At 69.8% G+C, this 18,464-nt stretch carries 17 protein-coding genes; 13 read left to right on the forward strand and 4 right to left on the reverse strand.

The window, feature by feature from the left end; genetic code table 11:
* Window positions 1–3: 3 nt before the first annotated feature.
* Complete coding sequence (locus ACQEXA_RS12720; RefSeq protein WP_433129864.1) at window positions 4–1,320, reverse strand: helicase-associated domain-containing protein; 1,317 nt, start codon at window positions 1,318–1,320, stop codon at window positions 4–6.
* A gap of 127 nt (window positions 1,321–1,447) precedes the next feature.
* Here ACQEXA_RS12720 and ACQEXA_RS12725 point away from each other — a divergent pair, with 127 nt between their 5' ends.
* Both ACQEXA_RS12725 and ACQEXA_RS12730 read left to right on the forward strand, forming a co-directional pair.
* Complete coding sequence (locus ACQEXA_RS12725) at window positions 1,448–1,666, forward strand: hypothetical protein (protein WP_433129866.1); 219 nt, start codon at window positions 1,448–1,450, stop codon at window positions 1,664–1,666.
* 168 nt (window positions 1,667–1,834) lie between these two features.
* On the forward strand, window positions 1,835–2,902 hold the full coding sequence (locus ACQEXA_RS12730; protein ID WP_433129868.1) for an integrase core domain-containing protein: 1,068 nt from the start codon (window positions 1,835–1,837) through the stop codon (window positions 2,900–2,902).
* A 20-nt stretch (window positions 2,903–2,922) separates the two neighbouring features.
* Here the strand turns inward: ACQEXA_RS12730 and ACQEXA_RS12735 are convergent, their stop codons facing one another.
* Window positions 2,923–3,318: an adenosylhomocysteinase gene (locus ACQEXA_RS12735; RefSeq protein WP_432934810.1), complete on the reverse strand. Its 396-nt coding sequence runs from the start codon at window positions 3,316–3,318 to the stop codon at window positions 2,923–2,925.
* Window positions 3,319–3,831: 513 nt separating this feature from the next.
* On the opposite strand from ACQEXA_RS12735, the gene ACQEXA_RS12740 reads away from it, so the two are divergent.
* The 7 genes from ACQEXA_RS12740 (at window position 3,832) to ACQEXA_RS12770 (ending at window position 11,547) form a co-directional block, all read left to right on the forward strand.
* Window positions 3,832–4,605: a phosphosulfolactate synthase gene (locus ACQEXA_RS12740; protein WP_432934809.1), complete on the forward strand. Its 774-nt coding sequence runs from the start codon at window positions 3,832–3,834 to the stop codon at window positions 4,603–4,605.
* Entirely contained in the window at window positions 4,602–5,504 is a 903-nt protein-coding gene (locus ACQEXA_RS12745) for a DUF7714 family protein (RefSeq protein WP_432934808.1), read from the forward strand. The genes ACQEXA_RS12740 and ACQEXA_RS12745 overlap by 4 nt, the downstream gene beginning before the upstream one ends.
* A gap of 11 nt (window positions 5,505–5,515) precedes the next feature.
* Complete coding sequence (locus tag ACQEXA_RS12750; RefSeq protein ID WP_433129870.1) at window positions 5,516–6,850, forward strand: class-II fumarase/aspartase family protein; 1,335 nt, start codon at window positions 5,516–5,518, stop codon at window positions 6,848–6,850.
* Complete coding sequence (locus ACQEXA_RS12755; RefSeq protein WP_432934806.1) at window positions 6,841–7,815, forward strand: 1-aminocyclopropane-1-carboxylate deaminase/D-cysteine desulfhydrase; 975 nt, start codon at window positions 6,841–6,843, stop codon at window positions 7,813–7,815. Before ACQEXA_RS12750 ends, ACQEXA_RS12755 begins: the two co-directional genes overlap by 10 nt.
* Window positions 7,812–9,353: an argininosuccinate lyase gene (argH, locus tag ACQEXA_RS12760; protein ID WP_432934805.1), complete on the forward strand. Its 1,542-nt coding sequence runs from the start codon at window positions 7,812–7,814 to the stop codon at window positions 9,351–9,353. Before ACQEXA_RS12755 ends, argH begins: the two co-directional genes overlap by 4 nt.
* The gene (locus ACQEXA_RS12765; RefSeq protein WP_432934804.1) at window positions 9,353–10,771 is read left to right on the forward strand and encodes an oxamate carbamoyltransferase subunit AllG family protein; all 1,419 of its coding nucleotides are present in this window, start codon (window positions 9,353–9,355) and stop codon (window positions 10,769–10,771) included. Before argH ends, ACQEXA_RS12765 begins: the two co-directional genes overlap by 1 nt.
* 68 nt (window positions 10,772–10,839) lie before the next feature.
* Window positions 10,840–11,547 carry an oxamate carbamoyltransferase subunit AllH family protein gene (locus ACQEXA_RS12770; RefSeq protein ID WP_432934803.1) on the forward strand — a complete coding sequence of 236 codons (708 nt, stop codon included), beginning with the start codon at window positions 10,840–10,842 and terminating at the stop codon, window positions 11,545–11,547.
* Window positions 11,548–11,665: 118 nt separating this feature from the next.
* Here the strand turns inward: ACQEXA_RS12770 and ACQEXA_RS12775 are convergent, their stop codons facing one another.
* A complete protein-coding gene (locus ACQEXA_RS12775) occupies window positions 11,666–12,268 on the reverse strand; it encodes an MSMEG_0567/Sll0786 family nitrogen starvation N-acetyltransferase (RefSeq protein WP_359406235.1) in 603 nt (200 codons plus the stop codon).
* Entirely contained in the window at window positions 12,265–13,449 is a 1,185-nt protein-coding gene (locus ACQEXA_RS12780; RefSeq protein WP_432934802.1) for an MSMEG_0568 family radical SAM protein, read from the reverse strand. The genes ACQEXA_RS12775 and ACQEXA_RS12780 overlap by 4 nt, the downstream gene beginning before the upstream one ends.
* Before the next feature lie 201 nt (window positions 13,450–13,650).
* Between ACQEXA_RS12780 and ACQEXA_RS12785 the strand changes: the two genes are divergently transcribed.
* The 4 genes from ACQEXA_RS12785 to larE all read left to right on the forward strand — a co-directional run bounded on the left by ACQEXA_RS12785 (window position 13,651) and on the right by larE (window position 18,448).
* Entirely contained in the window at window positions 13,651–14,628 is a 978-nt protein-coding gene (locus tag ACQEXA_RS12785) for a carbamate kinase (RefSeq protein WP_432934801.1), read from the forward strand.
* Complete coding sequence (locus tag ACQEXA_RS12790; RefSeq protein ID WP_433129872.1) at window positions 14,625–16,163, forward strand: FdrA family protein; 1,539 nt, start codon at window positions 14,625–14,627, stop codon at window positions 16,161–16,163. The genes ACQEXA_RS12785 and ACQEXA_RS12790 overlap by 4 nt, the downstream gene beginning before the upstream one ends.
* A complete protein-coding gene (locus ACQEXA_RS12795) occupies window positions 16,160–17,359 on the forward strand; it encodes an MSMEG_0565 family glycosyltransferase (RefSeq protein WP_433129873.1) in 1,200 nt (399 codons plus the stop codon). The genes ACQEXA_RS12790 and ACQEXA_RS12795 overlap by 4 nt, the downstream gene beginning before the upstream one ends.
* A gap of 255 nt (window positions 17,360–17,614) precedes the next feature.
* Window positions 17,615–18,448: an ATP-dependent sacrificial sulfur transferase LarE gene (gene larE, locus ACQEXA_RS12800; RefSeq protein ID WP_359406224.1), complete on the forward strand. Its 834-nt coding sequence runs from the start codon at window positions 17,615–17,617 to the stop codon at window positions 18,446–18,448.
* Window positions 18,449–18,464 lie beyond the last annotated feature (16 nt).

Here is an 18,464-nt window from a genome sequence, read left to right on the forward strand (position 1 = left end):
CGCTCAGGTCCGGGCAGGCAGTACGCAACCGAGTTTCAGCAGCGCGGCGCGGAAGGCCGGCAGATCACCGGGGGCCACCATGAGGTGCCTGGGGCCGATCCGGGAGCACAGCGCACCCGCCCTGCGGTCCTTCGCGATCATCACCGCCTGCGCCTCGTCCACGCACTCCAGCAGGTGGCACGTACCCAGATCCCGTACCTTCTCGGTGCGGGAGGCGGCATCTGCCAGCAAAGCCGTGACCGTCTGCGGCAGTTCCCCTCCTGTGCTGCTCTCAGCGAGGAAGCGGCGCAGCTCCTCCAGGCCGCGGCCTGCGTGGAGTGCCTTCAGCAGGGAGGCGGTGGACAGCGTCCAGACACGGTCGGCGGACCGGGCTGCGAACGCATCGAGCAGCAGCGCCTCGGAGGGGGCCAGACCGTCGAGTGCCACGACGTCGAAGTTCGGCAGAACCCTGACCGGGCTCCGCTCCCCGACGGCGGGCGCCGGACCTGGCCGGTACTCGTCGACGCGCCCCGTCGCGTACGCCCCGAGCGGGTTCAACCGGATGGCGAGCAGCCCGTCGTAGCGGCTGAGCCGCTGAAGCCAGTCGGCACCCCACATGTGGCGGAAGTCGTCCCGGGCGCCGTCCGGGTCGATGTACTGGACGTCGACGAGGCCGAGGGTGGCCGCGTACTCGAACAGCACGCACAGGGTGTAACGGCCCTGCAGCACCGGCCAGTCGTGGTGTCCGTCGTAGCCGAGGCTGCCGTACTGCGCGTCCTCCAGGTACAGCTTCCACAGCGCCCGCTCAGAGCGGACCAAGTCCGGGTCGTGGCCCGCGGTACGCATTGCCTTGAACAGCTCGTCCACCGTCACCCATTTCCCGGGCTGACAGCACTCGGCGAGCGCCGCACCCACCGCCTTACGGCGCGGACCGGTCGCGCTGAGGACGTTCGCCGCGCGCTGCCCCTTGACCTCTTCGATGCGGCTGAACTCGTCCAGCACCCCGTGGCTCAGCCAGCGCCGCCACAGGTGCCGGATCGTCTCGTGGGCGGGCCCGGCCAGCGCCTTGTGGCCCCGCGCGGTCAACTCCAGTCGGCCGCCGGACAGTTCCGAGAGACCGCCGGCTTGAAGCAGCAGCGGCCATGCGAAGGCCCTGACCGCCTCACCCTCGTAGAAGTCACCGCCGGTCAGGACCTCGCCCAGCGCTCGGATCGTGGCCTCGGAGGGGCGTTTCGTCTTGTCGCTGCACCGCAGCCTGCCCGCGGCGGCCAGCTGCAGCACGGCCGCGAGCTCCGTTCTCGCCCCGTGCTCCATCGCCCGCTCGGTCCACACCGCCGCCACAGCCCGCTCCTCCCGCTACCGCCCGCCTCGGCTCACCCTACGGCGTTTGAGTGCGGCGTCCGGTCGGCTCCGCCTCCGTGGCCGCTCCGTGTTCGCGCCCACCCGCGGCGGCGATAGGGTCCGCCGTGTGAGCGAGTACCAGTACTACGAGTTCCAGGCCCTCGGGAGGCCGCTCAGCCACGGGGAACAGGACCAGCTGCGGGCCATCTCCACCCGAGCCCGGATCACCGCCACCAGCTTCACCAACACCTACAACTGGTGTGACCTGAGCGGCGATCCGCGCCGCATGACCGAGCGCTACTTCGACGCCCACCTGTACGTCACCAACGGGGCGCCCACCGGCTGATGCTCCGCTTGCCCAAGCAGACCCTGAACCTGCCCACGGTGCAGCCCTACCGCCTCGGCCACCACGTCAACGCCTGGACCACCCGCACCCCGTACCGCTTCAGAATAGCCGCACAGCCCTTCACCTGGGACGATGCACCGCACGGCCGATCCGGCACCATCGGAGCTTGTGCTCGTACGAATGCTCTACCTGATCGCCACGCGGAGCTTCGCGTGGCTGATCCTGCTGTCCCGAACCTCCGCGGCCAAGGAGGCCGAGATACTGATCTTGCGGCACGAGGTTGCGGTCCTGCGTCGACAGGTCACCGCTCCCAAGCCCACCTGGCCCGACCGGGCACTGCTCGCGGCCCTGGCCCGGCTCCTGCCACGGGCGCTGCGCCAGCATCGCATCGTCTCCCCGCGCACCCTCCTGGCCTGGCACCAGCGTCTGATCAAGGACAAGTGGACGCAACCCCCCTCGCCAGGACGCCCGCCCGTACCCGAGGAGTTGCGCGACCTGATCATCCGGCTCGGCACCGAGAACCCACGATGGGGCTACCAGCGCGTCCACGGCGAACTCCGTCGCCTGGGGCACAGGGTCAGTCCGCCCAGCGTCCGCCGGATCCTGCGCGCCGCCGGCCTCGGCCCCGCCCCGCGCCGACATCCGGCGCGTGGCGAATGGGCCGCCTTCCTCAAGGCCCAAGCCCACGGCCTGCTCGCCACCGATCTCTTCCACATCGACACCATCAGCCTGCAGCGGCTGTACTCCCTGTTCGTCATGGAGGTACACACCCGCACTGTGCACATCCTGGGCGTCACCGCCCACCCCACCGCCGCCTGGGCCACCCAGCAGGCCCGACAGCTCATGTGGCAACTCGGCCAGCGCGCCGACGACTTCACCCACCTGATCCGCGACCGGGACGCAAAATTCACCGCCGTTTTCGACGCCGTCTTCGCCAACGAGGACATCGCCGTGGCCAAGATCCCTCCGCGGAGCCCCAACTGCAACCCGCACGCCGAGCGGTTCGTGCGCTCGGTCCGCGAGGAGTGCACCGACCGGCTCCTGATCTTCGACCGAGGCCACGCCGAGAAGATCCTCCACGACTACGCGAGGCACTTCAATGCTCATCGGCCGCACCAGGGCCGGAACCAGCTCGCACCCCTCGACGACCCCAATGTCATCCCACTACCCGCAACTCGGATCCAGCGCCGACAAGCCGTCGCAGGCCTCATCAATCAGTACCACCGAGCAAGCTGATCACCCGGAAAAGCCGCAGCTCACGGGCTGTGCAGACATTCTGAAGCGGTACGGGTCTCCTCCGTGGCGCCCGTAAGGCCGGGCAAGCCGCCCCGGGCGAGGACGCCCTCGATCAGGTCGGCACCGTTGTCGAGAATGAGATCGGGCTGCGTGCCGAGGACCTGAGCGATGTTCTCTCGGTACTGGGCGAGGTCGTCGGAGCGATGGCCGACGACCGTGATGCCGTAGGCGCGCAGCGCGTCCGCAGTGTCCTCCTGGGTGGTGCCCGGGGAACCGGTCAGGACGACCTCGGCGCCTGCCTGGGCGAGGTATCCGACGAGGACGGCGGTCTTGGGTTCGATGTGCAGGCAGATGCCGATACGGCGGCCGGCGAACGCCGCCGCGTGGGCCTGCATGGTGGCCGCGAGCAGCGGCATGTGGCGGGCGGCCCACTGCGTGCCGTCGTGGAAGATCTAGCAGCGGGCAGGGGTGAGCTGAGGCATGACGAGTTTCTTGGCTGAAAAAAGAGGGAGGCACGGCACGTCAGATGCCGTGGAGCCGGAGTCGGGACACACGTGTGCCCTCGACTCGGTTCGACTCGTCAGCCGTAGAACTCGCTGCGGAAGGAGTGGTTACCGAAGATCCACAGGTGACGGCTCCCCTGGTCTGCGTTCATCGGGGGCCTCCTCTACGCGATCAGGTGACTCGTTCGTCTACTCCTACGAGCAGTGAAGTTATACGCATAACGTCGTCGTGGCAAGACTTCGGTCGAGTGCCCGCATCCGCACGGCCACGTACGGGCGGCCTCGAAAAGTGACAAAGCCGCCCACACCGACCCTCGCGCGCCTTACGGCCTGGTGTGTCTTCAGCGGGTGAACGAGGGGGCGTGGCATGGAATGAGGGCATGTCGATTCTTGTCGGATAGTGCAAACGCGTCTACTATCCGGAACATGTCTGTCCCCACCTTCCTCTCCCTCCCGTACCGGACCGGGAAGCCGCGGCTGAGCGGCCTGACCCACGTCCTCGACAAGGGCATCACCTCGGCCGCGGCGGCATCCCTCATTGCCGAGGCGGGGGACCACATCGACGTCTGGAAGTTCGGCTGGGGCACCGCCTACATCGACCGGTCGCTGAAGGAGAAGCTCAAGCTGCTCGCCGACCACGACATCGGCGCCTGCCTCGGCGGAACGCTCCTGGAGATCGCCTGGGCCCAGGGCAAGGCGGACGAGTGCCTCGACTGGGCGCACCGGCAGGGCTTCCCGCACGTCGAGGTGTCCCGTGGAGTGGTGCCGATGTCGCCGACGGAGAAGCGCGAGCTGATCCGGCGGGCCGCATCACGCTTCATCGTGCTGGCGGAGACCGGTTCCAAGGACGAGGCGCATCAGCTGCACGAGGACGAATGGGCCGCCGAGGTGGCGGGTGATCTGGCCGCGGGAGCGAAGTGGGTCGTGGCGGAGGCCCGGGAGAGCGGCACTGTCGGTCTCTACGACAGTGCCGGAGACGTTCGCGAGGACATCGTGGACGCCGTCATCGCCGCGGGCAGTCCCGACCGCGTGTTTTTCGAGGCACCCCGCAAGGACCAACAGGCCTGGTTCGTCAGGCGGTTCGGAGCCAACGTCAACCTGGCCAATGTGACCCTGGACGATGCACTGTCCGTGGAGACACTCCGGCTGGGTCTGCGCGCCGACACTGTCGGCGTCGGTTGCCAAGGGGTGCTGGCGTGACCTTCGCACCGCTTCCGGCCCGCAACGTCGTTCCTGGGCGATACCGAGGGGTCGCCGTCGCCCATGTCGATGGCGGCCTCGACGCCGAGAGCCTGCGCCGGCACTTCCTGGGCCGCGAGGCGTACCGGCGCACCCGGTTCATCGTCGTGCGGTCCGGCACGGACACCGCGCTGCTGCGCGTCAGGAAGGAATCGGAGGACCCCCTCTTCAGCCCGATCGTCGAGGTGGAGCTTCTGGCCTCGCCCGCCGAGTGCGCCTTCGTGCACGTCCCGGAGGCCGACGTCGCCGTACCGTCGGCCCTGGCACACGCCGCACGCCGGCATGCCGCGGGATCACCGGCCGTGGTCGTGCAAGGCCGGTACGAGCACGTCAATTTCATCCTCCACCCGGAACCCTTGCGCATCGCCGTGCGCGAGGTGGTCCCGCCCTCGCCGGCCAAGCTCTTTGACCAGGCCCGGCGCATCCTCGACACCGCCGAGGACCTGCCCCCCATCGAACTCGTCCCGGAACTCATCGACCTGGAGACGCTGGCGCGGCGGCACCCTGCGAAAAGCTATCTGCTGCCCTGCCGGGGGTCGGGAGGGGACATACCCGAGGCCGAAGTCCACTTCCTCGATGAACGTCCCGAACGTGCCGACTGGACCCTGCTCGGGTGCGCCCGTTCACGGCAGATCCACCAGTGGTTCTACGGGTTCACCCCGCCGGGCGAGGACTTCTGCCCCGGCCTGTACGCCTCGGACGGCGACTCCGCGGTGCTGACGAAGTGCTGCATGCAGGAAGAAGACATCGAGCACAGCGAAGGGACGGTCTCCGTCCCCTGGGGCTCGTCGCTGGAGCATGTGCGGCGTGCCCTGTCCTCTTTGGCCGAGCATCTGGAGCCGACGTGGGCGCCCGTCTGACGGACTCATCCATGTACGCCCATCTGTGGGGCACCCCCGAAACGCGCGCGCTGTTCGAGGAGACCGGCCGGGTCCAGTCCTGGCTGGACATCCTGGTCGCACTCGCCCGCGCCCAGGCCGACCTGGGCATCATCCCGCGGCACGCCGCGGACGCCATCGCCGAGCACGCCCGGGTGGAACTGCTCGACCTGGACCACGTGGCCGAGGAGACCCGCAGGACCAGCCACTCGACGCTGGGGCTCATCCGGGGCCTGCAGCAGGTCCTGCCGGAACAGGCGCGTGAGCACGTGTACTTCGGTGCGACGGTCCAGGACCTGACCGACACCTGGTTCGGCATCGTGATGCGCGAAGTGGGCTCGCTCCTCTGGGAGGACCTGCGATCGGTCGAGGCGGTCCTGCTCCAGCTCGCCTCCCTGCACCGGGACACCGTGATGGCAGGACGCACCCACGGGCAGCCCGGCGCTCCGGTCACCTTCGGGTTCAAGGCGGCCGGCTGGGCCGACGAGATCCGCCGGCACATCGAGCGCCTGCACCAGGGACGCGACCGCTGGGCCGTCGGCCAACTCGGCGGCGCGGTCGGTGCCCTGGGCTTCTTCGAAGGGGACGGACAGGAACTCCGCCGGCGGTTCTGCCGGCACCTGCGGCTTGCCGACCCGGGCATCTCCTGGCTGACCGCGCGGGACCGGCTGGCGGAATTCGCCGGTGTGCTCGCGATGATCTGCGGAACCCTGGCGCGCGTGGGCGCCGACGTGTACGAGTTGCAGCGCCCCGAAATAGGCGAGTTGCGCGAGCCCGCGCCCCCCGGCGGGGTCAGCAGCATCACCATGCCGCACAAGCGCAACCCGGAGAACAGTGAGCACCTCGACACCCTGGCCCGGCTGGCCCGGGGCAACGCGGGGATCCTGCTGGAAGGCATGGTCCAGCAGCACGAACGGGACGGCCGGGGCTGGAAGGCCGAGTGGGTGGCCCTGCCGGAGATCTGCCTGCTCACCGCTCGTGCCGTACGTACCGCCCACGACCTGCTCGCCGGGCTCGAGGTGGACCCGGACGCCATGGCGGCCAACGTGACGCGGCACGGCGACCGCCTGGCGTCCGAGCGGGTGCTCGCGGCGTTGTCCGAGCGCCTCGGCAAGCACCAGGCGCAGGCGGTCCTGCAGGACGTGCTGCGCGAGCAGGGCGCCGGCGCCGATCTCGCCGCGGCGCTGCAGGAGCGCGGACTCGCGACACAAGAGGAGATCCGCACATGGGTGCGGCGTTCCGCTGTCGGCACGGCCTGCCGCATGGTCGACGACGTCGTACGCAGGGGGCGCCGAGCACGTGAGCAGGAGCCGCAGACATGGCGTTGATCCCTTCCCCCTTTCCCCTCGCGGTGCTGCCCACCCCGTTGGTACGGGCCCATCGCCTGGAAGAGGCGCTCGGCTGCGGTCCTGTGCTGGTGAAGCGTGACGACCTCATCGGATTCTCCTGTGCGGGCAACAAGGCGCGGCCGCTGGAGTACCTCCTGGGCGCCGCGTGCGCCGACGGCTGCGACGTGCTCGTCACGGGCGGGGGGCCGGGTTCGAACTTCTGCCAGGCCGCGGCGGTGGCGGCGCGGACGGCCGGGCTCGACTGCGTTCTGGTCGTTCCCGGCGCGTCGCCGGCCGTCCTGTCCCCCAACCTGGCCATGGCCCGCGCGTGCGGTGCTCGTCTCCACTTCACCGGCGAGGACCGGGAATTCGTGGACGCGGCCGTAGCGGCGGTGGCCTCCGACCTCGCTGCCGAGGGGCGTCGGCCGCTGCCTCTGCCACGGGGCGGATCGACCCCCCTGGGCGCCATGGGCTTTGCCATGGCTGCTCGGGAACTGGCCGGGCAACTGGACACGCTCGGCATGGAGCCGGAGGCGATCGTCGTGGCCACGGGTTCGGGAGGCACCCAGGCCGGCCTCCTCGCGGGCCTGACGGGACTGGCGAAGCGCTGGCGTCTGATCGGGGCATCCGTCAGCAGACCGGTCGACGAGATCACGGCGCGCGTGTTCGACATCGCGCGGGGATGCGCGCGGCAGCACGGGTCCTGGGAGCTGCCGCGTCCTGAGGACGTCGAGGTGGTCGACGCCCGGGGGCCGGGTTTCGGGATCCCCTCCGCCGACGACGTGCGCTTCGCGCGGCTCGCGATGGAGACCGAAGGCCTGGTGCTGGATGCCACGTACACGGCGAAGTCCTTCCGCGTGACCGCAGAGCTGCTGCAATCAGGAACGCCTGGGCCCGTGGTCTTCTGGCACACCGGAGGACTCGTCCCGGCCGTGGCCGCATTCACACAGGTGAGGAACACATGACCAGACGTACACGCCGAGGGGGCCCTCCGGAACAAGGGCCGGCCATCGAGCTGGTGGAGTCGGGATTCGCCCTCGAGAACAACGACGCTCCATATCTCCACGAGGGCCTCAACCTCGCCGACATCGCCCACGTCCTGGACATGGGCAGGCGGGGCATCATTCCCGAGGACGCCGAGCGGGCACTGCTCGCGCTGCTGCTGAAGGTCCACGCGACCTCCGTCGAGGACTTCCCCTACGACCCGGCCTACGGCGAGGCGTACAACTCGCGCGAGCGCTACTTCGTCCGCGAACTGGGTGACCTGGCTGGGTGGTTGCATGCAGGGAGGCCACGCCGCGAAGCCGCGCGGGTCGCCCTGCGGCTGCAACTGCGGCGGCAGCTGGCCGACCTGGTGGCCGACACCCTGGGGTTCGCTTCCGCGGTCACGACGAAGGCGGCCGCGCACGCCGACACCCTGATGCCCGATCAGACCTATCTGCAGCAGGCGCAGCCCTCCACCCTGGGCCACTACCTGCTGTCCTTCACCTATCCTGCGATCAGGGACGCCCGCCGGCTGCTGGAGGAGCTGTCCGGGATCAACCACAGCCCGGGCGGGGCGGGGTGCGTGAACGGGACGAGGCTGCTCGACGACCGGAGCTTCATCGCCCGGGCACTCGGCTTCGACGGCGTCATCGACCACACGCGGGACGCCATGTGGCAGGTCGACGGCCTGATCCACATCCTCGCCGGCGCCGCGAGCCTGTTGTCGAACCAGAGCAAGCTCGCTGAGGACCTGGAGATCTGGTCGAGCTCGGAATTCGACTTCGTCGACCTGGACGACGCCTACAGCCGGTCGAGCGTCCTCATGCCGCAGAAGCGCAACCCGTATTCCCTGTCCATCGTGCGAGGAGCCTCCGGAGTCCTCGTCGGCCGGCTCACCGGCTTCCTGGCGGTCACCAAGAGCCCCTCGGCGCGCAGCGACAACTTCATCTTCGCCTACGGCGAGGTGCCCCGGGCCGTGGATCTGTGCCTGAAGGTCACCCGGTTGATGAGCGGCGTCGTGCGCACGCTGAACGTCAACGCCGACCGCATGCTCGAGGAGTTGCTGCGCGGCTACACCCAAGCCACGGATCTCGCCGAGCATCTGGTCCTGCGCTGCGGGGTCGACTATCGCAGCGCCTACGTCGTGGTCGGCAACGCGGTGCGGGAAGCCAGCCGGAACCACGTCCGCGGCATCGACATCACCGGGGAAATGCTCGACCGCGCCGCCGAAGAACACACCGGGCACTCCTGGGGACTGGCCGGAGAGGACCTCACGCCCGCCCTCGACCCCGCGCAGATCGTGGCCTCGCGCCGTGTCGTCGGGGGCGCCGCCGCTTCGTCGTTCGCCGCGATGACCGCCTCGATCACCGAGGAGATCGCCGAACTGGAGAAGACGGTGGTCCACCGGCGGGCCGCCTTCGAAGCGGCCGAGCAGGCCTTGCTGGCCACGGCCCGGCAGAGGGCGGCGCAGGGTCGCACCCTGACCAGCACACCGGATCGAGATGGGAGAAACCTCTGATGACCATTGCGTCGCCCACCGTGTCGCTGCCCCACCAGGTCGAGGTCGTCAACGTCGGACTGCCGTTGTTCGCCGACTCCGTCCGTGATCAGGACCGCCCGGTCCAGCACGTCGACTGGCGCATTCCCGCCGGGGGAAACCTGGACGCCGTCAAGGCTCTGCAGAGTCTCTACGGCGATCGCGCGGCCGCGATCGACGAGGCCAACGCCGAGGTCGTCCGGCGTCTTGATCAGGGCGTCCCCTTCCTCGTCGAGGTCTCGCGGGCGAGTGAGGTCGTGCTGGGCTTCGACGGGCGGACCATCGTGCACTGCGGTCCGCCGATCGACTGGACCGATGTGTGCGACCCGCTGCGCCGTTCCATCCGCGCCGCCGTCGTGGCCGAAGGATGGGCCGACGACGTCGAGCAGGCCCACCGGCTGGTCGAGCGCGGCGAGGTCCGGCTGGAACCCGCAAACCACCACGCCATGGTCGTCCCGATGGCGACCGCGATTGGCCCTTCGGCCCCGGTGTTCGTGGTGGAGAACGAGCAGGGCGGCACGCGTGCGTTCTCGCCGATCAACCAGGGCCCGGGAGAGGTCGCATGGTTCGGACGCGAGACGGACGCCGCGATCGAACGGCTCCGCTTCCTGCGGGACGTCGCCGGACCGCTACTGTCCTGGACCGTTCGCAGGACCGGGCCGATCGATCTGCTCGCCCTGGCCAGCCAGGGCATCCAGATGGGCGACGACCTTCATATGCGTACGCAGGCCACGACCAACCTGCTGACGCGCAACCTGCTGCCGTACATCGCGGAGTACGAGGGACCGGGACGCGTCGAGTTCGCCCGGTACCTCTCCGGGAACCACCTGTTCTTCCTCAACCTCGCGATGGCGTCCGCGAAGTCGCTGACGTTGTGGGCGGAGCAGGTGCAGGGATCGAGCATCGTGACCTCGATGGCCCGCAACGGCACCACGTTCGGCATCCGTGTGGCGGGCTCGGACCACTGGTACATCACCGAAGCTCCTCCGGTCGAGGACGCGCTGTACTACTCCGGATACGGTCCCGAGACCAGCGCACGCGACATCGGCGACAGCGCGGTCCTCGAACTCATGGGCCTGGGCGGGCCGGCCGCCGCGGGTTCGCCCGCGGTCGCGGCCTTCCTCGGCGGGACCATGGCCGACGCGCTGAAGGCGACCGAGGCCATGGCGGCGATCTGCGCCGGGGCCAGCTCCCGCTTCAAGCTGCCCCCGCTGGACTTCCAGGGGACTCCCGTGGGCGTCGATCTGCGCCGGGTCGTCGAGCTCGGTATCACCCCGAAGGTTAACACCGGGGTGCTGCACGTCAGTTCCGGCATCGGGCAGGTGGGTGCCGGAGTGGCGACCGCGCCCGTCGCCTGCTTCGTCGAGGCACTGCTCGACCTTGCCGCACGGACTTCATGACACCGTTGGACATGGGCGCCGGCGCGCGGAGGATCCTCTCCCGGGCCGGCGCCGGCACGGTCCACTCTGTGCATTCGAAGGCCGTCTATCTGCGGTTTCCCCAGGGGCTGGTGGCGCTCACCGGACCAGGGGTCGAGCGGGGGCCGCTGCACCTGCGCTGCAGTGCCCTGCCGGCCGTGGGCACCGGCGACCGGGTCGTGACGACGGGGACGGGACTGCAGGTCAGGCGGGCCTGGATCAGCCTGGCGTGCCCGACGTGGCGGCCGCTGCCGCCTCCGGCCGGTGATCTCCTCGCCCATCGGGCCGTGGGCGTGGACGCCACGGCGCACGTGCCGCCGTCGCTGCTGCTCACGGGCGGCTCCGGAGGGCTCGACCATCAGGTGTCGCAGTACCTGCGCGCCGGCGATCTTTCACCCCTCGCCCGCCTCCTCGGCGGGCGGGGGCCCGGCCTCACACCGTCCGGCGACGACGTTCTCGCGGGTGTGTTCGTGGTCGCGAGGGCGTTGTGGGGGGCCGTGGGGCAACCCCATCTGGTCGCGCTGGCGGGGGCGGTGCGGACGAACGACATCGCTGCGGCGTTCCTGGCCTGGGCGGCGAGAGGCCGGCTCATCGAGCCCGCGCACACGTTCCTCGACGCGGTGGCGGACGGCCAGCTGACCAGGGCCCGCACCGCTGTGGACACCCTCCTGACCTTCGGGCAGAGCTCGGGGCAGGACCTCGTGACCGGACTCGCCCGGGGACTGCGGCATCTGCCCGCCCACCCGGACGCGGGGTAGTGCCGCTTCCGTGGCCGGCCGTGCAGCCGGAGCGCGGTCACGGTGATGCCCTGCTCCCGCACGAGGAGGACACCACCGTGGCCGCCGCCATGTGGCATGAAGGCGGTTCCGCCGGTGCTCAGCGGCTGACGTACGAAGCGGGGGAGCCGATTGCGCCGGTCCTGGTGTGCGGGCTCGGCTCGAGGCGGACGACATCGTCCCCGGACGCGGGAGGCAGGGCGATGGTCATCGGCTGGTGCGGTCGACCCACGTACGTCTCGACCGCTGCGGACCGTCGCCAGCCCAGGCGCTCGAAGAAGCGGACGTTCGCCAACTGGACGTGGGCGAGCATCTGCCGGCCGCCGGCGGCCGCCGCGACGGCGACGGCGAAGCGTACCAAAGGACCCCCGAGGCCGTGGACGCGGAACTGCGGCAGTACGGCCAGTCTGTCTCCCTGCCAGAGCCCGGTGTCCCGGTCGATCGGGAAGAGGCGGACGGTTCCGGCCGCGATGCCGTTGTAGATGGCGATCGCATGGATCACGTCGTCCCGCGCGTCGTACGAGTCGAGATCCGACGCGGCGAAGACGCCCTGTTCCTCGACGAAGACCCGCCGGCGGATGCCGTGGTGCAGCCGGCGCTCCTGCGGGGCGGTGGCCCGGCAGATCAGCGTGCCGCCGCGTGAATCCTGGAGCGAGATGCGCACGCCGGAGCCCACGGCATCGAGGGGCACCGTGCCCGTCACGAGCCACCACCGGGACGGGGCCCGATCTGCATCAGGTTCTGGACGGCGTTGAGCGCCGAGCAGGCCTGGCAGCGGGCGCATCCCGCGGCGACGCCGGTGGCCTTCAGCCCGCGGGCCGTCATGTAGGCGGCCACCCGGCGGTAGATCCGTTCCGTGTACTGCCTGGAGGGCGGCGTGACGTCTTCCATCAGGCTTCCGGCGACCGGCCGGATGGGGACGACGAAGGGATACACCCCGATGTCGATGGCGCGGCGACAGCCCTCGATCGTCAGGTCGGGGTCCTCTCCCATGCCGAGGATGACATAGGTGGACACCTGGCCCTCTCCGAAGACGGAGACGGCCCGCTCCCACGCACGGAAATAGTGGTCGATGCCGGTGCGGGCCTTGGCGGGGGCGACTTCGCCGAGCACCTTCGGGTCGAAGGACTCCACGTGAATGCCGACCGAGTCGATCCCGAGGTCCCCGACCTCGTTGATGACGTCGAGGTCGAGGGGCGGCTCGAACTGCACCTCCACCGGAAGACCCGAGGCCTCCTTGATCGCGTTCCCGCACCGGGCGACGTACCGGGCCCCGCGGTCGACGCCGAGGGAACTGCCCGTGGTCAGGGTCGCGTCGACCGCACCGTCCAACCTCTTGGCCGCGACGGCGACCTCGGCCAGCTGGGCGGGAGTCTTCTTGACGATCGTGCGTCCGCTGTCGAGGGACACGCCGATGCCGCAGAACGTGCACTGATCCGACTTTCCCCAGTAGGCGCACGTCTGGACCACCGTGCTGGCCAGGGAGTCCAGGTGCATCAGCGCGATCTTCCAGTACGGAATCCCGTCCGACGTCGTCATGTCGTAGAAACGGGGGCGCTCCGCGCCCGATGCGCTCGCCAGCCGTTCCCCGTCCCGGTAGATGCCGTAGCCCTCGTCCTCGACACGCAGGACGTACGGCGAGGTCCGAGCGGCGTCGGTCTCCGTCGGCACCGTGACCGCCGTGCCTTCGACCCAGAGCATCCCTGAGTCGGAGGGACCTGCTCCGCCGCGCCGTCGTTCGATCTCCGTCTCGAGGCGGAGCCCGGCACTCTGCAGATCCACGATGAGCTCGGCGAGCGCCCGCGGGTCGTGCGCAGGGGAGAACGAGCCGGTGTGGCCGGCAGCGTCACCGACGGCGAGTTCCGGTCCTGAGCTGACAGTCATGGTCCACCTGCCAATGCATCTACTTTGGGAAGTTATTGCTTCCTATAAGAAACGTCCGGGGGTGGCTTGTCAATCACTCGGCATCGCGCACGCGTTGCCGATCGGCCCCCGAAGGGGAGGTTGACCCCTCGGAGGCGTTCACTATAGTAGGCAGCGCGATCGGATAATGGAGAAGATCGGCGCCCATCCGGAGAAGCCCACATGTCGAAGACTGCTGTAGTTGCCCTGGGTGGCAACGTCCTCACCCTCGAAGGGCAATCAGGCACTTACGTCGAGCAGGAACTCAACGCCCTGCACATGGCGGAAACCGTCTGCTCGCTGCGCGACGCCGGTTGGAACGTGGTCCTGGTCCACGGCAACGGCCCGCAAGTCGGCAACCTCGCCATCCAGCAGGAACAGGGCGAGCCCCTCGTACCGCAGCAACCCCTGTTCTGTCTCGGCTCGATGACGCAGGGACAGATCGGCAGCCTCCTCACGCTGGCCCTGCGCCGCGTGGGAGGAAGCCGGATCCGCGACGTCGCCTCCTTGGTGACGCATGTCGTGGTCGAAGCCGACGACCCCGCCATGGACCGTCCGACGAAGCCGATCGGCCCGTTCTTCGACGCGGACCAGGCAACGCTCCTGGCGAACCAGCGGGGATGGAGGGTGGCCGAGGACGCCGGACGCGGTTACCGCCGCGTCGTCCCCTCACCGGAACCCACCCGCATCGTCGAGGCCGGAGTCATCAAGACGCTGGTGGACAGCGGTGTCATCGTCGTCGCCGCGGGCGGCGGTGGCGTTCCCGTCGTGCGGCAGGACAAGGGGTACACCGGCGTGGACGCCGTCATCGACAAGGACTACGCCGCACAACAGCTCGCCACCTCCCTGAAGGCCGACGCCCTGGTCCTCGTCACCGGCGTGGAGAGGGTGCTGCTGGACTTTGGAACCCCGCAGCAGCGCCCTGTCAGGGAAATGACCGCCGAGGAGGCGGAACGCCACCTCGGCGACGGCCAGTTCCCGGAAGGCAGCATGGGGCCGAAGGTGCGGGCCGCACTGCGATTCATCAGAAACGGCGGGGAAACGGCGGTCATCACCACCCCACAACTCGTGCAGGCCTCACTCGATGCGGATCCGAAGGCCGATGCGGAAGTGGGCACTCGCATCGTGACCTCCCGGACCCAGGTTGGAGCGACCCGATGAAGACCACGATCCGCCTCTTCAAGGACACCTACGTCGATTCCGTCATCCAGCTGTCCGGCACGCGCGCCATGCGCCAGGCGGAAGGTGTCGACTGGGCGGCGGCGGCGATGGCGACCCCGGCCAACCTGGACATTCTTCGGTCCGAGGGTTTCACCGACGACTGTTCCGGAGCGGGAGCGAACGACCTGTTCCTCGCCGTCCGGGCCGCCGGCCAGGACGCGATCGACGCCGCCCTGACGGCCGGCGAGATCGCGATGTTCGCCGCGCGCGCGGGCGGTGACATGGATGCGCAGAGCGATCGTGCCCCCCGGACCCTCGAACGCGCGCTGGAGAACCAGCCGTCGACCAACGTCGCCGTGATCTCGGTGCCGGGCGACTATGCGGCGCTCGAAGCGCACAAGGCGCTCTCGGCCGGCCTCGACGTGCTGCTGTTCAGCGACAACGTGTCCGTCGAGGACGAGATCGCGCTCAAGGAACGGGCCGAGCGGCTGGGCCACCTGGTCATGGGGCCGGGAGCCGGAACGGCGATGCTGGGCCGTACGTGCCTGGGCTTCGCCAACGTGGTCGAGCCGGGCCGGGTCGGTGTCATCGCCGCCGCGGGCACCGGTGCCCAGGAGGTCGCAACGCTGTTGGACCGGTGGGGAGTCGGCGTCTCCCATGTCATCGGCCTCGGCGGCCGGGACCTCTCCGGCGCGGTCGGCGGGCGCATGGCGAAGGTGGCTGTCAAAGCGCTCTGCGCGGACCCGGACACCGACGTGATCCTGCTCGTGTCGAAACCGCCGGAGGAGAGCGTCGCCCGGAGCGTGGTCGAGACGGCCCAGGACAAGCCCCTGGTGGCCGCGCTGATCGGCCTGCAGGCGGAATTCGACGTGCCGGCGCACGTCGCGCTGACCGGGACGCTGGAAGGCGGCGCGGTCAAGGCAGTCGAACTCCTGGGCGCCGACGCTCCCAACCTGACCGGAAACCTCCGGCAGCGGGTGGCCGAGGCCGGCGACCGGCTGGGGCCGGATCGTACGCTCATCCGGGGGCTCTACTCCGGCGGCACACTCTGCTACGAGTCGCTGGTCATCCTGTCGAAGTTCGTGGGACCCGTGCACTCCAACACACCCATCCAGGAGTCGTGGATGGTCCCCGAGCCGCCCGGCAGCCATGTGTGTCTCGACCTCGGCGAGGAGGAGTACACCAAGGGGCGGCCCCACCCGATGATCGATCCCGAGGCGAGGATCGAACTGCTGCGCAAGCAGGGCGCCGACCCCCAGGTCGCCGCCATCCTGATGGACGTCGTCCTCGGCCACGGCGCCCACCCGGATCCGGCAGGGCAGTTGGCTCCCGTCTGCGCTGACATCGCCGCACGAGGCGGACCGGTCGTGGTCGCGTACGTGCTGGGCACCGAGCGGGACCCCCAGGGCCTGGAGGCCCAGCGGCGCGCGCTCGAGGAGGCCGGATGCATCGTGACCGAAACCGCTGCCCGGGCATCCCTCGCGGCTGCGGCCATCGCTCTGCGCGACCCGGACCTGGTCGGTGAGGTGCTGTGACATCACCCGAAGAACTGGCACTCGTCACGTACTCGACCAAGCCGCGGGGCGGTGTCGTGCACACCCTCTCGCTGGCTGAGGCCATGCACCGCCGAGGCGTCCCCGTCCATCTGATCGCGCTCGGGGAGAGGGACGCCGGCTTCTTCCGGCCCACCCCCGTACCGCACACCATCATCCCGGCCCCCCGTCGAGAAGCCACCCTCGAGTCACGGGTGTTCGCCTCCCTCGACACCCTCGCCGAGGGCCTGGCGGACGTGAGCGACCGGTTCGACATCCTCCACACCCAGGACTGCATCTCCGCGCGCGCGGCAGCGCGTGTGCGGGACGCGGGTGCGCCGGTGACCGTCGTGCGCACGGTGCATCACGTGGACGACTTCACCACACCCGCACTGATCGACTGCCAGCGCCGGGCGATCTTCGAGCCCGACCGCGTCCTCGTCGTCAGCGAGTACTGGCGCGAGCTGCTGCGCACCGAGTACGACGTCGAGTCCCACGTCGTCCACAACGGGGTGGATCCCCATCGCTTCGGCCCCATCCCTGCGGAGCTGCGAAGCCGGCTGCGCAAGGGGATCGGGGCGGAGGACCGGTTCCTCTTCCTGGCCGTGGGCGGGGTGGAACCGCGCAAGGGCACGGTCCATCTCTTCCGGGCGATGTCCATCCTCAAGGACCTGATGGACACGCCGCCCGTCCTCGCGGTTGTCGGGGGCCACTCCTTCCAGGACTACGCCGACTACCGTGATGCCGCCCTGTCCGCACTTCCGGCGCTCGGACTGGAGCTGGGCACGGACGTCGTCCTGCTCGGGACGGTTCCGGACAGTGAACTGAGTGCCTGGTACCGTGCCGCCGACGCGCTTGCCTTCCCCTCCGTCAAGGAAGGCTGGGGGCTTGCCGTCCTCGAGGCGATGAGCGCGGAACTCCCGGTGATCGCCAGCGATCTGCCCGTGTTCAAGGAGTATCTGACCGACCGGCGCAACGCACTGCTCACCCCGGTCGCCGACGCGACGGCCCTGGCGCGGGGAATGCGGGAGCTGGCGGAGAGCCCGGAGCTCCGCACGCGGTTGCACCGCGGGAGCCGGCCCACCGTCTCCCGGTTCACCTGGGAGGCGAGTGCGGCCCAACACGCCGAGATCTACCAGGACATCCGGTCGGCCGGCGGCGGCGCTCGGCCGGCCGGGGCGGTGCGCAAGGCAGGCTGACCGGTGGATCCGACGGCGTGCTGACGCGGTGGCGCGTTGGCCTCGGCCGGCGCGCCACGATCACCCCAACACCCGGCTTGGCCGGCGTCTGTTGTGCGCGGGCCACCGCCTGCGCCGAGGTGATCACGTACCTTACTGCTCGCGTCGCACACGGATCCCGTAGAGTTGCGCGTCCGGTCTACGTTGTTGCGACGCCAGACCGGTGGGTGGGGTGGCCGTGGGTCTGCTGGTTCCCTCGGCGAATGAGGAGGACGAGTGGCAGAAGAACTGCTCCGCGCCCTGCGGGAGCGGATACGCGAGGAGACGGCACTCATCGTGGCTTTCTCCGGCGGAGTCGACTCCGCCTTGGTGGCCACCGTGGCAAGCCAGGAGCTGGGACCGCGTGCCGTCGCGGTGACCGCGGTCTCGCCCAGCCTGTCACCGACGGCCCGCACCCAGGCCCGGGAATTCGCCGGACGGTACGGCATCCGGCACGTGGAAGTATGCACGGACGAGATCGAGCGCCCGGAATACGTACGCAACCAGGGCGACCGGTGCTACCACTGCAAGTCTGCGCTGCTGGACGCTGTGGAGCCGATCGCCTCCCTGGCCGGTGGGCGGATCGCCCTCGGCACCAACACCGACGACCTGGGCGACCACCGTCCCGGCCAGCGTGCCGCCGCCGCCCGAGGTGTGATCTCTCCTCTCGTCGACGTGGGAATGTCCAAGGGAGACGTGCGCAGGGTCAGCGCCGAACTGGGGTTGTCCACCGCGGCGAAACCGGCATCGGCCTGCCTCGCCTCCCGCGTGGCCTACGGCGATCCGGTGACCGCCGAGGTCCTGGAGCGCATCGACCGGGCGGAAAGTGTGTTGCAATCCCTGGGATTCGCAGAATGCCGGGTGCGCGCGCACGCGAACGGTACGGTCGCGCGGATCGAGGTCCCGGAGGAGGACATCGAACGCGTCGTGGTCGCGCGTGACCTGCTGGACAGGGAACTGCGGGCGACGGGCTTCGCGTTCGCGGCGATCGACCTGGCGGGATTTCGCAGTGGGCGGATGAACGTGCTGCTGGGCATGCCGGGCAGGCCTCCGACGCGGACCGCCGGTTGAGGCAGAACGCCGGACC

Source organism: Streptomyces sp. CA-106110 (genome assembly GCF_050936285.1).
In the GTDB taxonomy this organism is placed as follows: domain Bacteria; phylum Actinomycetota; class Actinomycetes; order Streptomycetales; family Streptomycetaceae; genus Streptomyces.